12 protein-coding genes are annotated in these 13,633 nt (G+C 61.9%); all 12 read right to left on the bottom strand.

The window, feature by feature from the left end:
• Nucleotides 1-4: 4 nt before the first annotated feature.
• Nucleotides 5-439, bottom strand: coding sequence for a DcrB-related protein (locus PSH80_RS26550; protein WP_057961029.1), 435 nt, complete (start codon nucleotides 437-439; stop codon nucleotides 5-7).
• Between the two features lie 15 nt (nucleotides 440-454).
• Nucleotides 455-2,395: a type VI secretion system Vgr family protein gene (locus PSH80_RS26545; RefSeq protein ID WP_057961028.1), complete on the bottom strand. Its 1,941-nt coding sequence runs from the start codon at nucleotides 2,393-2,395 to the stop codon at nucleotides 455-457.
• 156 nt (nucleotides 2,396-2,551) lie between these two features.
• Entirely contained in the window at nucleotides 2,552-5,215 is a 2,664-nt protein-coding gene (gene tssH, locus PSH80_RS26540; RefSeq protein WP_057961027.1) for a type VI secretion system ATPase TssH, read from the bottom strand.
• A complete protein-coding gene (gene tssG / locus PSH80_RS26535) occupies nucleotides 5,208-6,251 on the bottom strand; it encodes a type VI secretion system baseplate subunit TssG (protein ID WP_057961026.1) in 1,044 nt (347 codons plus the stop codon). The genes tssH and tssG overlap by 8 nt, the downstream gene beginning before the upstream one ends.
• Entirely contained in the window at nucleotides 6,215-8,071 is a 1,857-nt protein-coding gene (gene tssF, locus PSH80_RS26530) for a type VI secretion system baseplate subunit TssF (RefSeq protein ID WP_057961025.1), read from the bottom strand. The genes tssG and tssF overlap by 37 nt, the downstream gene beginning before the upstream one ends.
• On the bottom strand, nucleotides 8,068-8,583 hold the full coding sequence (tssE, locus tag PSH80_RS26525; RefSeq protein ID WP_057440531.1) for a type VI secretion system baseplate subunit TssE: 516 nt from the start codon (nucleotides 8,581-8,583) through the stop codon (nucleotides 8,068-8,070). Before tssE ends, tssF begins: the two co-directional genes overlap by 4 nt.
• The gene (locus PSH80_RS26520) at nucleotides 8,577-9,023 is read right to left on the bottom strand and encodes a hypothetical protein (RefSeq protein WP_057440530.1); all 447 of its coding nucleotides are present in this window, start codon (nucleotides 9,021-9,023) and stop codon (nucleotides 8,577-8,579) included. Before PSH80_RS26520 ends, tssE begins: the two co-directional genes overlap by 7 nt.
• Nucleotides 9,020-9,460, bottom strand: a complete 441-nt coding sequence (locus tag PSH80_RS26515; protein WP_120734345.1) for a type VI secretion system amidase effector protein Tae4 — start codon at nucleotides 9,458-9,460, stop codon at nucleotides 9,020-9,022. The genes PSH80_RS26520 and PSH80_RS26515 overlap by 4 nt, the downstream gene beginning before the upstream one ends.
• An 81-nt stretch (nucleotides 9,461-9,541) precedes the next feature.
• Entirely contained in the window at nucleotides 9,542-10,030 is a 489-nt protein-coding gene (locus PSH80_RS26510; RefSeq protein WP_029289879.1) for a type VI secretion system tube protein Hcp, read from the bottom strand.
• 147 nt (nucleotides 10,031-10,177) lie between these two features.
• Nucleotides 10,178-11,674 carry a type VI secretion system contractile sheath large subunit gene (tssC, locus tag PSH80_RS26505; RefSeq protein ID WP_057440528.1) on the bottom strand — a complete coding sequence of 499 codons (1,497 nt, stop codon included), beginning with the start codon at nucleotides 11,672-11,674 and terminating at the stop codon, nucleotides 10,178-10,180.
• Nucleotides 11,675-11,676: 2 nt separating this feature from the next.
• Nucleotides 11,677-12,183: a type VI secretion system contractile sheath small subunit gene (tssB, locus tag PSH80_RS26500; protein WP_010168268.1), complete on the bottom strand. Its 507-nt coding sequence runs from the start codon at nucleotides 12,181-12,183 to the stop codon at nucleotides 11,677-11,679.
• Between the two features lie 54 nt (nucleotides 12,184-12,237).
• Entirely contained in the window at nucleotides 12,238-13,257 is a 1,020-nt protein-coding gene (tssA, locus tag PSH80_RS26495; protein WP_057961042.1) for a type VI secretion system protein TssA, read from the bottom strand.
• Nucleotides 13,258-13,633 lie beyond the last annotated feature (376 nt).

Here is a 13,633-nt window from a genome sequence, read left to right as displayed (position 1 = left end):
CCCATCACGCAGGCACGTCGAACGACAACGAGTTTTTGATGATCGCCCAATGCGCCGCCTCGGCATCACCAAGCTTGTCGGCCTTCACATAACTCAAGGCAAGCATCTTGCGCGTCCCCGGCAACACCAGGGCCAACTGGTACTGGAACACCTTGTCGTTGCCCTTGTTGAACTGGCTGCACAGCTCGATCCCTTCGACCTCCTGGGCGGCGCCCAGGCGTACCGGCACGCTGGGCAGGCAGCGCAGGTCCTGCACCTGTTTTTCCAGGCGCTTGAGCTGGTCGTCGAAGTTGCTGTGCAAGGTTTCGCCTTCCGCCAGCAAGCTGCGGCTGACGATCAGCGAAGTCCCCAGTTCCGGGAACTTGAGGATATTGATCGTCGCGTCCTGCAGCTCGCCGGCGGGCAGTTGAAACTGGAATTCGTTGATGCGGTACGTCATGGCAAACAGGTCTCGTCAGGAGCTTTTAGGCGCGGGGAACGCGGCTTTGATATTGGCGTCGATGCTGGTTTTTATGCCTTGGCCATCCGGTGTGGCGCCAGGCCCGCCGCCGTTGTTGAGGTGCAGCACGCCGCCGGTGTTGAATTCGGCGTCGCCGCTGGCGTAGAAGCTGATTTGCACGCCAGTGAGGTTGATCTGCCCGCTGGCGTTCAACTCGAGGATGCTTTCCCCGCACACCAGGCGCAGGTTTTCGCCGACCTCGATGACATAGCTCTGGCTGATGCTGTCGGTCTTCTTCTGGCCAACGGAGAGCACGTCTTCCTGCTTGACGATGCGCAGGCGGTTATTGCCAATAGTCACCGTCTCGTTATGCCCAATGCTCTTGTTGCGGTCATGCCCCACCGAGTGGCTTTCATCCACCTCCACCACGATGTCCTGATTGCGCTCGGCATGGATGTACAGCTGCTCCAGGCCCTTCTTGTCCTCCATGCGGATTTCATTGAAGTTCGCCGGGCTGCCGCCCTTGCTGGAGCGGCTTTTCATCCCGCTCTGGGTGGCGTTTTCCGGCAGGTCGTAGGGCACTGTCTGTTCGGCGTTGTACACCCGCCCGGTAATGATCGGCCGGTCCGGGTCGCCCTCAAGGAAGCTCACAATCACTTCCTGGCCGATGCGCGGGATCTGCATCGAACCCCAGTTTTTGCCGGCCCAGGATTGCGACACGCGAATCCAGCAGGAGCTGTTTTCGTTGGACTGATCGTGGCGGTCCCAATAGAAATGCACCTTTACCCGGCCATACTGGTCGGTCCAGATTTCCTCGCCCTTGGGCCCGACCACCAGTGCGGTCTGCGGGCCTTTGACGATGGGCCGATGGGTGTTGGCCAGCGGACGGAAGCTCTGTTGAGCGTCGATGCAGGTCAGGCTGCTGTCGAACTGCGCCGACGCCGCGCCGCCTCCTGATTCCAGGCGCTCCTGGGTGATGTAGTAGCGTGCGCCGAGGATCAGGTACTCGCGGTTCTGGTCGCGGCGGCTGAAGCCGGTGAGGCTGAACAGATGGCCGGAGCCCAGGCCCCGGGCGTTGCCGCTGAACTCCACTTGTTCGTGCAGGGTTTGCAGGGCTTCGATACGGGTGCGTGCGTAGTGTTCGCCGTCTTCGCTTTTGACGTAGGTGCCGGGGTAGTCGTACAGCGGATAGTCGCCAGCGGTGTGCGGGCGCGGCATGGCCGAGCGCACGTCGATGCTGGCGCTGGGGCGCTGAAAGTCGTAGTCGTTGAGCTCAAGGGAACCGGGCTGGACTTGCTGCACCAGGTGCCAGTTGTGCATATGGTCGCGTTCGCGCTGCTGCTCGTCCTTGGGGTAGTAGGGCACCGAGGTGTAGCCGGGCACCGTGGCGTGGGCGCCATAGGCGTCGGCCAGCACCAGCACGTGGCGGTCCTGCTCGTGACGGAAGAAGTAGTAGATGCCTTCCTGTTCCATCAGGCGGCTGACGAAATCGAAGCTGGTCTCGCGGTACTGCACGCAGTATTCCCACTCGCGATACGGTCGGCTCAGGGCATCTTCGAAGTCGGAAAAGCCCAGGTCGCGGAACACCTGCTTGATGATCTGCGGGATGCTCAGGTTCTGGAAAATCCGGCAGTCGGAGGTGCGGCTCAGCAGCCATAACCACGGGCGCAGGGTCACCTGGTAACTGGCGAACTGGCCCTGGTCGATGTTCTGGCTGCAGCGTGCGACGAGCCCATGGAAATACCGCTCGCCGCCATCCGCCAGTTGCAGGCTGACGCTCATCGGCTTGCCCAGCAACTGGTTGAGATCGATATTGGCGTCCAGCGAGTTCAGTTGCAGCTCGTAGCTGAACAGCCGCCCCAACTCTTCGTCACCGCCCATTTCATTGAGCAGCAGCACATCCGGCCCCAGGGGGCTGGTGATCTTGGCCAGGCGTGAGGCTTGGTTGAAAAGCATCGGTTGTCCCGTAAGTGTCTTAATAACTGAAGAAACCGAATCCGATGTGGGAGCGGGCTTGCTCGCGAATGCGGTGTATCAGTTGATACATCCGGCGACTGACTCACCGTATTCGCGAGCAAGCCCGCTCCCACATTTGGATTGCACTTCGTCAGGTTATTCGGTGTCGCTGAAGGTGTAGTGCAATTCGTTATCCCGCGTGCCGATCCGCACCCCCGCCAGTGCCTTACCTTCGAGCATGCGCGTGAGGAACTCGCGGCTCATGTCCGGCAGCAGGCTGTTGGTGAGGATGGTGTCGATCATCCGCCCGCCGCTTTCGGTTTCGGTGCAGCGCGAGACGATCAGGTCGATCACCGCGTCGTCGTAGTCGAACGCGACTTTGTGGGTGTTCTCTACACGCTTCTTGATGCGGTCCAGTTGCAGGCGGGTGATCGCCTTGAGCATCACGTCGCTGAGTGGGTAATACGGAATCGTCACCAGGCGCCCGAGCAGGGCCGGCGGGAAGATTTCCAGTAGTGGCTGGCGCAGGGCCTTGGCGATGTCCTCCGGGTCGGGCACGTTTGCCGGGTCTTTGCAGACGTGGGAAATCAGCTCGGTGCCGGCGTTGGTGGTCAGCAGGATCAAGGTGTTCTTGAAGTCGATCACCCGGCCTTCGCCGTCCTCCATCACGCCCTTGTCGAAGACCTGGAAGAAAATCTCATGCACGTCCGGGTGAGCCTTTTCCACTTCGTCCAGCAGCACCACGCTGTAGGGTTTGCGCCGCACGGCTTCGGTCAGCACGCCGCCTTCGCCATAACCGATATAGCCCGGTGGCGCACCTTTGAGGGTCGACACGGTATGGGCTTCCTGGAACTCGCTCATGTTGATGGTGATCACGTTCTGCTCGCCGCCGTACATGGCTTCGGCCAGGGCCAGGGCGGTTTCGGTCTTGCCCACGCCGGAGGTGCCGGCCAGCATGAACACGCCAATCGGCTTGCTCGGGTTGTCGAGGCCGGCGCGGGAGGTCTGGATGCGCTTGGCGATCATCTGCAACGCGTGGTCCTGGCCGATGATGCGTTTCTTCAGGTGCTGGTCGAGGTTGAGCACCGTCTCCAGTTCATTGCGCGCCATACGGCCCACCGGGATGCCGGTCCAGTCGGCAACCACCGAGGCCACGGCCTGGTAATCCACGGTCGGCAGGATCAGCGGGGTTTCGCCTTGCAGGGCGCTGAGGCGCTGTTGCAGGTCCACCAGTTGTGCGCGCAACTCGTCGTTGCCGCTGTCGACAGCGCCAGCCTTCTCGCGCAGGGTCGCCCGGGTGGCGAGCAGCTCGTCCACCAGGGTTTTCTCGTCGGCCCAGCGGCTTTCCAGCGTTGCCAGGCGCTCGCGCTCGGCGCTCAGCAAGGCTTCGCTATTGCTCTGGCGTGCACCAATGGCGATGCCGATCGCATGCTCACGGGCGATGATTTGCAGCTCGGTTTCCAGGGCTTCGATACGGCGGCGACTGTCGTCCACCTCGGCCGGCACTGCGTGGAGGCTGATGGCGACGCGGGCGCAGGCGGTGTCCAGCAGGCTCACCGATTTATCCGGCAACTGGCGTGCCGGGATATAGCGGTGGGACAGCTTCACCGAGGCTTCCAGGGCTTCATCGAGGATCTGCACCTGGTGGTGTTTTTCCATGGTCGAGGCCACGCCGCGCATCATCAGCAGCGCCTTGTCTTCCGACGGCTCGGCCACTTGCACTACCTGGAAGCGGCGGGTCAGGGCCGGGTCTTTCTCGATGTGCTTCTTGTACTCGGCCCAGGTGGTGGCCGCCACCGTGCGCAAGGTGCCACGGGCCAGGGCCGGCTTGAGCAGGTTGGCTGCATCACCGGTGCCGGCGGCGCCACCGGCACCGACCAGGGTGTGGGCTTCGTCGATAAACAGGATGATCGGTTTTGGCGAGGCCTGGACGTCTTCGATGACCTGGCGCAGGCGCTGTTCGAATTCGCCTTTCATGCTGGCGCCAGCTTGCAGCAGGCCCACATCCAGGCTGCGCAGTTCTACGTCCTTCAACGCCGGCGGCACGTCGCCGGCGACGATGCGCAGGGCAAAACCTTCGACCACCGCCGTCTTGCCCACCCCGGCCTCACCGGTGAGGATCGGGTTGTTCTGGCGTCGACGCATCAGGATATCCACCAGTTGCCGAATTTCTTCGTCACGCCCCACGATCGGGTCGAGCTTGCCGCTGCGCGCCTGCTCGGTGAGGTCAACGGTGAAACGCTTGAGAGCTTCCTGCTTGCCCATGGCACTCGGCGCCATGGCGCCGCTGGCTTCGCCCGGCACGGCACCGGCGTTGAAACCGTCACTGGCGCTCAGGGCGTTTTCCGGCGAATCACCGACATATTCATCAAAGCGCTCGCTCAGGGCCTCGGCCTTGATCTTGTCGAACTCCCCCGACAAACCCAGCAGCGCATGCCGCAGGCTCGGCGTCTTCAGAATGCCCAGCACCAGGTAGCCGGTACGCACCTGGCTTTCGCCAAACATCAGGCTGCCGTACACCCAGCCGCGCTCTACTGCTTCTTCCACGTGGGACGACAGGTCGGTGATCGAGGTCGAGCCACGGGGCAGGCGGTCCAGGGCTTCGGTGAGGTCGCGGGCCAGGCGCGCCGGCTCGACGTTGAACTGGCGGATGATGCGATGCAGGTCCGAGTCCTGCAGTTGCAGCAACTGGTGAAACCAGTGGGCCAGCTCCACGTAGGGGTTACCGCGCAATTTGCAGAACACCGTGGCGGCTTCGATGGCTTTGTAGGCCACGCTGTTGAGTTTGCCGAACAGTGCGGCGCGACTGATTTCACCCATGCTCTGAATTCCTTGAGGTGGTGGCCTGATCGGCGTAATGCCGGGCCAGGATTAGGTCGTTGGCGTCGTGCCCGGGTTGGCCGAGCCACGTGTTGAAGCCCAGGCGGAACTGGCCGTTGAGTTGCAGTGCCGGGACTTCGGGTTGTTGCAGAACCAGGTTCAAGTCCCAGTCCAGTTCATGGCCCAGGTACTCGGCAACCCAGGCCACAAGTTCGTTGAACGGCTGGCTGCCGGGCAACATGCCCATGTAGTCGTCCAGCATGAGCGGGCCCAGGCGGATGCGAAATTTATGCTGGCGGTCCCACACATGGCTGCCCAGGCAGAAGTCCACGCCCAACTGATTGGCGCTGACGCTGACCCGGCTGCGCTCTGGCAGCTCCAGCCATTGGCCGACGTACTCTTCAATCTCCACCGGCAGGCCGAAATACTCGCCGAGAATCGCCTTCAGGCCGTCCGGGTAGCGGGTTTGTGCCGAGAGGTGGCCGCTGTAATGCAGCTTTGCGGTGTCGGGGATCAGGCCCTGGTCGAGCAGGCTGGGCATGCCCCGGCCACTCAAGGCGGCGAGGCGTGCGGACCAGTAATCATCGTCGGGCCGATCATGGCTGACGGTCGGCCGTGCTTCGGCCCAGGCCCGGTAGAACAGGGTCAGCAGGCGGTGGTGGAACACATCCAGGAAGCGCTTGCTGGTGCTGTCGGCGTTGTTGCGCTGGCGTTCGCGCACGTATTCGGTGATGTGCAGCGGCAGCGGACCATTGGGGCCGCCGAGGCCAAAAAAGAACTGCTCCAGGCGCGCAGGCGTGCCGTCGGCGCCGGGCGCTACCGACGCCAGGGTGGCCGGGGCGAAGGTGCAATCGGCCTGTTGTCCGAGGCGCAACGGGTCATCGGCCAGGCGCAGGGAATGGCCCAGGCGCGGCAAGTCTGGCGATTCGCACTCGATACGGCGCAGCGCCTGGAAGAAGTCATATTCCCAGGGCTCCTGGTGCATCGCCTCCAGGGTACTCACAGGGTCGGACGACGTCCGGGCTTGGCTTTCCATCGCATGATCTCGCCGCGTTCGGTGGTACGGATCACCGTCTCGGTAAAACTGTTGATCGACACATAACGCGCCAGGAACCGTTCCAGTACCGCACCGAGCAGGAACACGCCGGTGCCGCGAAACGCGTTTTCATCAAATTCCAGGGTGATCTCCAGGCCACGACCAAACACGATCGGGCCGGGCATCGGCAGGCGGCGGGTCACCGCTTTGCTGCTGACCTCGCGCAGGCCTTCGATCTGCAGTTGCAGGGCGGCGTCGTTGCTGTCGCCATACAGGCGCAGCAGTTCACGCAACGCGGCGGCGCCCTGGCCCTCGCTGAGGGACAGGTAGTTGAGCGACAACTGGCTGATCAGCCGCCAGGCCTTGGCATCATGGGCGTGGCTGGCGCGCGGACGGCTGGGTCCGGCGACGCAGCGCACGGCCAGCACCGGGGCGCTGTCGGACAGGGTGAAGTCAGTCTTGCCGTTGCCCACACTCATGAACAGCGGCAGGTCGCGGTTGGTGCACAGCGCGGTCACGCCCAGTTGGCGCAGGTCGTGGCGGTAGGGCGCCTGCTGACTGTCGACCAGGCTGACAAAGGTCTCGCTGCCCACATACGTGGAGCGCGGGCCATTGCGCCGCTGGTCGCTGGATAGCACGCGCGGCTCGCGGCGCACGCTGTAATAACTCTGGTCGCGGCCGTAGCGCGACGGATCGCGCACGGCGTAGAACGGCAAAAAGGCTTGTTCCGGCCCGGTGCCATGGCCGGTGATGCCGCTCAGGGAGTGAATCTCGAAGTCCATGGGCCGGGTGCGGTCGGCAATCACATGGTGCTCGTTGACCCGTTCGGACAGGTGAATCCGGTCCACGCGCTTGGGGAACAGGTTGATCGCCGGGGTGCAGAACGGCACGAATTGCGCGGCCCCCACACTGCCTTCCAGGCTCGGGTCGTGGCGGTCGAACAGCACGATCAACTCCAACTCCTGGCCATCGCAGCGTCGTACCGCGCGGCTCAGTTCAGCGAACTCGACGAACAGGTAGCGATGGGGCAGGGCGAAGTATTCCTGCAACAGGCGATAACCCTGGAACGCCCGCGATACCACTGGCATCGCCGCCTCGGCGTCGTCGAACCCGCGCGGACGCAGTGCGTCCTGTGGCAGACGCTCCACCCAGTCACCGCCGGGCTGGCGCGCAAACACCGCGCAAACATTGCCGAGCAACTGCTCGTAGAGGCGGAACGGTTGCTCATCGGCGCCGCTCAGGTACAGCGGCAGGCTGTCCAGGGCCAGGCTGTTGAAGGGCAGCTCGGCGCCGGTACGCAAGGTCAGGCGCAAACCGGCCTTGGCCTTGGGTTCGCTGGCGGCCAGGCGCCCGAGCACGGCGGACGGGTTGCCGAAGTAATCGGCCTGGCTGACCTGCAACGGCCACAGCATCACTGGGTGCGCGGTGCGGTACTCGCAGCAGGTCTGGGTTTCGCGGCCCAGGGCGGCACGCAATACGGTGTCGCGAGGCAGTGGAAAGCCGCTGGCCAGGGAGCCCTCATCGGGATCGGCCTGCAGCTGCACCACGGTCATCGACGGGGTCGGCGCCAGGTAGTGCGGGTAGGCGATTTCCAGCAGATTGTGGGTGAAGGTCGGGTACTCGGCATCGAGCTTGAGCTGCACCCGGGCGGTGAGATAAGCGAAGCCTTCGAGCAAACGCTCGACGTACGGGTCGGCGCAGTCCATGCCGGACAGGGTCAGCCGGCTGGCGATCTTCGGGTATTCCTTGGCGAACTCCGCAGCGCTCTCGCGCACATGGTGCAGTTCCTGGTTGTACAGCTCCAGCAGGCGCGGGTTCATGGGCGTCTCCGCTGGTCGGCATTGACCACGCGTACATGGCCGGACTCCAGGTCCAGGTCGGTCTGCAGCAGCAGGCGCAAGGGCACCGGCTGCGCCCACAGGTCGCCTTCGATCTCGAAACTCAGGGCGTTGTGATTCATCTCGCCATGGGCCACGCGCGCCTTGACCCGCAGGGTGTGGCGCAGGATGCGCGGCTCGAAGGTGGCAATCGCCTGGTAGATCAGGGCTTCCAGAGCATTGATATCGACACTCGATGCGCTGTTGCCCGCCAGCGCCGGCAGGCCGTAATTAATCACCGACGTCCCCGCCGGGGTGTGCAACGTGGCATCGGCGCTGAGCAGCGACGTGGTATTGAGCAGCCACGCCAAGTCCCGCAGCACCGAGGCTTTGAGCTGGGTCAGGGACAGCACGCGCTTGTCCGCGCTTTCCTTGGGATTGCTCGGCTCGTCGTCGGTCAACCGGTCCAACAGGGACGGTTGCAGGCGGTCGCGGGTGGCGATTTCGGTTACCACGTAAAAAATGCCACGAAGTTTTTCTGGTCCATAGCACCAAGCAAACAATGACCGCTTTCGGCAACCATAGACGCCTCCAAGCGACCCTCAATATGTCTGATGGCCTGATACTGAGAGCGACACTCCTGGCTCGGTGCAGGTTCTGGTGCAAAGTGCTGCACAATGATGATCTGTGCATTGTTAAAACTCTCGACCCTTGGTTGGCCATTGCGGTCGATGCTCAGATGGCAAGGCCAAGGCATATCCAGAGTCAACAGGCTCTGGTCGGGCTTACGCAATGCACAGCGTTGTGCATGACTTTCCAAGGTCAGTCGTTGACCTCCAACCACCACCTCGGGGTTGGATTGGGTGGCGTCGATTTGTTCAGCTTGCTCCGCACAGGCATTCAGGCTCAACAGCACGCTCATTGACAGTATGCATTGCAGGGTGCGTGTGATCATTTCAACTCCCAGAACCAGACCTGTCGGGATCGGTGCGCCTGGTCGGCAAAGTCACCCGTTACTGAGCCTCGGTTCCATAGGTCAATATGGTCGCCGGTACGTGCTTCCAGAGATTGTCCCATCCGGGCAAAACAATCTTTGAAGAAAATAATCCCGGTTTTTTGGTAAAGCGTACGACGGTCCTCGGCGCTGCCCGTAAGAATGGTTGGGCGACCGAGATGATGACGCCACAGCCAGTTAGCCAATGACTCCGCGCCTCGGGCGTGGTCATGCGCGCACTTGGGTTCGCTATAGGTCGATTTGTTTACCTTGATGGTTTTTTCGGCGTTAAGCGTGATGCTCATACGGATGGCGCATTGATTGTCCCAAGGGCCGTCGCAGGGTGTTGGCGTTGTGGGGTAGTTTGCCCACAAATTAATAAACGAAGGTTTGGCCATGACTCAGACACCGAAAAGAGGAAGGTCGAAATTCGAGCAAGCACCAAAATCCCCCGGCGTGTGGCGCCGGGGGGCTTCGTATCAACGCTTGGTGTTGGAACGGATATTCCAGCCGAACTTGATCGGGCCGCCGTCCTTGGTGCCGTCGGCTTTCTGCGGCTGGTAGTCGACCATCACCTGGGCAAAGTTCAGGGTGACGTTTTCGGTCAGGCGATCATCGCTGCCCGAACCGCCGGTGCTCAGGGAGGTGATCAGTACTTCTTCGAGGTTGATGATCATGTACTCGACCTGGCTTTCGCCGCCGGCCTTGCGCACGGTCAGCTTGACCTTGTCGATGTGCTTGCCGCTGGCGCAATGCATCATCAGGTTAGGCGAAGCCTTGTCCACGTACTTGGTCAGCGACAGGTCCTGGATATTCACCTTACCCGCACCGCCGCCACTGCCAACGTGCATGTTGCCGGACTGGGCCATGCCCCAGCTCCAGTTCAGCACGTCGATTTCGTCCTTGTGGGCCTTGTCCATGGACTCGCCCTTGATGTCGCCGATCTTGATGAAAATATCAACAGCCATGTTTTCTCCCTGTGTGGCACGGGCCACTTGATTTGGTGATCGTTCCCACGCTCTGCGTGGTAACGCATCCTGTGACGCTCTGCGTCACCGGGACGCCGAGCATCCCGGGCGGCATTCCCACGCGGAGCGTGGGAACGAGCGAATGACTTACGCGCTTTTTGCCGAAGGCAGTTTCGATACCAGGCGCAGCGACACGGTCAGCCCTTCGAGCTGGTAGTGCGGACGCAGGTAGAACTTGGAGTTGTAGTACCCCGGGTTGCCTTCGACGTCTTCCACGATCACTTCCGCCGCAGCCAATGGGTGCTGGGCCTTGGTGGTTTCGGTGGAGTGCGCCGGATCGCCGTCGACGTAGTTGAGGATCCAGTCCTGCAACCAGCGCTGCATCTCGTCCTTCTCTTTGAAGGAACCGATCTTGTCGCGCACGATGCACTTCAGGTAGTGGGCGAAACGGCAGGTGGCGAACAGGTACGGCAGGCGCGCGGCCAGGTTGGCGTTGGCGGTGGCGTCTGGGTCGTCGTATTCGGCCGGTTTCTGCAACGACTGGGCGCCGATGAACGCGGCGAAGTCGGTGTTTTTCTTGTGCAGCAGTGGCATGAAACCGTTCTTCGCCAGCTCTGCTTCACGGCGGTCGCTGATGGCGATTTCGGTCGGGCACTTCATGTCCACACCACCGTCATCGGTGGGGAAGGTGTGGGCCGGCAGGTTTTCCACTTCACCGCCAGATTCCACGCCACGGATGCGCGAGCACCAGCCGTAGTGCTTGAACGAACGGTTGATGTTCACCGCCATCGCGTACGCGGCGTTGGCCCAGGTGTACTTCGAGCTGTCGGCGCCGTCGGTGTTTTCTTCGAAGGCGAAGGCTTCCACCGGGTCAGTCTTGGCGCCATACGGCAGGCGTGCCAGGAAACGCGGCATGGTCAGGCCGATGTAGCGCGAGTCTTCCGATTCGCGCAGCGAGCGCCAGCCGGCGTATTCCGGGGTGGTGAAGATCTTGGTCAGGTCACGCGGGTTCGACAGTTCCTGCCACGAGCCCATGCCCATCACGGTCGGCGATGCAGCTGCGATGAACGGTGAGTGCATCGCGGCGCAGACTTTCGACAGCTCGCCCAACAGTTCCACGTCAGGTGGCGACTGGTCGAAGTAGTAATCGCCCACCAGGCAACCGTAAGGTTCGCCGCCGAACTGGCCGTATTCTTCTTCGTACATCTTCTTGAAGATCGGGCTCTGGTCCCACGCGGTGCCCTTGAATTTCTTCAGGGTCTTGTGCAGGTCAGTCTTGGAGATATTGAGCACGCGAATCTTCAGCTGCTCGTCGCTCTCGGTGTTGTTGACCAGGTAGTGCAGGCCACGCCAGGCGCTTTCCAGCTGCTGGAAATCCGGGTGATGAATCACCTGGTTGACCTGGGCGGTGAGCTTGGCGTCGATGGCGGCGATGATCGACTCGATCGACTTGATCGCGTCGTTGGAGACCAGGTCGGTTTGCGCCAGGGCCTGCTCGGCCAGGGTGCGCACGGCCGTCTCGACGGCTTCGCGGGCACGCTCGGTCTTGGGCTTGAATTCTTGCAGCAACAGCGAGGCGAACTCACTGGTTTCTTCGGTGGCGCCCAGGTTCTGTGCGCCTTCGCGGGCGGTATTCTCGCTCATGATTACTGGTCCCCAGCAGGTTTTGGCGCGCTCGCAAGGGCCTGCAGCAGTGCCGGGTCCTTGATCGCCTTCATGATGATTTCTTCAGCGCCAGTCTTGCCGTCCATGTAGGTCAGCAGGTTGGCCAGCTGGGTACGCGCTTCGAGCAGCTTGTTCAGCGAGTCGACCTTGCGCGCCACGGCAGCCGGGCTGAAGTCGTCCATGCTTTCAAAGGTGATGTCCAGGCTCAGGTTGCCTTCGCCGGTCAGCTCGTTGGGTACGTGGAAGGCTACGCGCGGCTGCATGGCCTTGAGGCGTGAGTCGAAGTTGTCGACGTCCACTTCAAGGAACTTGCGATCAGCGACCGGCGCCAGAGGCTCGGCGGGCTTGCCGGCGAGGTCGGCCATCACACCCATCACGAAGGGCAGTTGGACCTTTTTCTCGGCGCCGTAAAGCTCGACGTCGTACTCGATCTGCACTCGAGGCGCGCGGTTGCGCGCGATGAATTTCTGAGAACTTTGCTTCGCCACGTTGCTGCTCCTGGTCGCTTGAGCGACGGTGTTGTTACTGCTCAGTCGGGCGGCTTACTCGCCGTCCGGGCCGCGCAGGTTTTCAAATTGGGACATGCCGTCGGGAATCAGATTGCGCACGATGGTCGCGAAATCGGCGTGCACCAGATTTTTCGCCCGGTTCAACAGCACCGGCAACGGGCTGGAAGGCTCGTGCCGGGTGTAGTACGCAAGGATTCGGTCCAGGTCGCGCAGCACCTCATCGCGGCTGGCGATGTCGCCAGTATTGCGGGGTGCGGCAGGGGCGGCGGCGTGTTCGACCGAGGCGTGGCTGTCGTCACTGACAACTTCGGGTTCACGGCTGTCGCCGCTCTGCGCAGCGAACTGGCTGAAAATCTGCAGGGCCTGCTTGAGCAGGTGTTTCAGCGCGCCGAGGTCTACGCCCTGGGCGGAACCGACTTGCTCGCTGACGTGTTTTTCAATGGTTTCACAGGCCGCACGGGCCTCGACGAGGGCTGCGTGGGTGGCTTGCAGCTGCTCTGGATCACTGTCGAGGAAGGCTCCGGCCAGTTGCTCGGTACCAAGGGTTTCGCCGGGGAAACTTTGCAGGCCGCTGGCGTTCAGGGCGCCACGCAGGCTCACGGGGCCAAACGCCCGCGAGCGCGTGAGGACACTTTCGCGCAGCAGGCGGATGTTCGTGTCGCAGGTCATTCCCGCGAGGGCGTTGATGCGTACGGTGGGGTCGTTGTGGTCATCGGCATCCAGGCGTGGATGCAGATCGGCCCAGTACTGCTGGAGCAGTTCACTGATCAGGGTCAGGACGCTGGCCAGCCCGCCAACACCTTGCAGGGCGAGGGAGCTTTGCAGCAAAAAATGAGTGATGCGCAGGTCTTTGCTGCGCTGCAGCAAGTCCAGGCACTGTTGCTGGATGCTGCGCCAGTCTGGCGGCTCGGCGGGCAAAATGGCGTCGCCCATGCTGCGCTCAGGTTGACCCTGGGCAGCACGTTCCAAGTGCAGGAAATCCGCGTCATATTCCAAGTCTTCGCCACACGGCGAAGTCGCGGAAACAGCGGTGAGCAGCAGCGGCACATCCACCAAATTCGATCTCCATATCGGCCCTTTAGTCTTGGGCAATTCATGCGTTAGTTGCGCGGCTAGTTGCGCAATTTATCGGCATGTTTTCCTGGTCAGGTCAGCGCACTGATTTCAGTGTGCCACTACTCATCTTCAAGAAGTTGTGCATTTTTGGTGTAGTAGTTATGCGTTGTCAAGGTAAGCTATTCGTCCTGTGTGACAGATGTGCGGTGTTTAACAACCTGTGCGACCTATGAGTCAAAATAGGAATTCCCTGACGCTTTTTGTCACATTGACTGGTTAAAATCGGCGATCATGCTGATAAGCCAGCCTTTTTGGCGTGGTTTAAAGGATTTGCCAGGGCGCGCTTGGGAAGGTATTTCCCTTAGGCCGCCCG

Origin of the sequence: Pseudomonas sp. FP818 (assembly GCF_030687335.1) — a bacterium.
Taxonomy (GTDB): Bacteria; Pseudomonadota; Gammaproteobacteria; order Pseudomonadales; family Pseudomonadaceae; genus Aquipseudomonas; species Aquipseudomonas shahriarae.
This window is presented reverse-complemented; position numbering and strand designations above follow the sequence as displayed.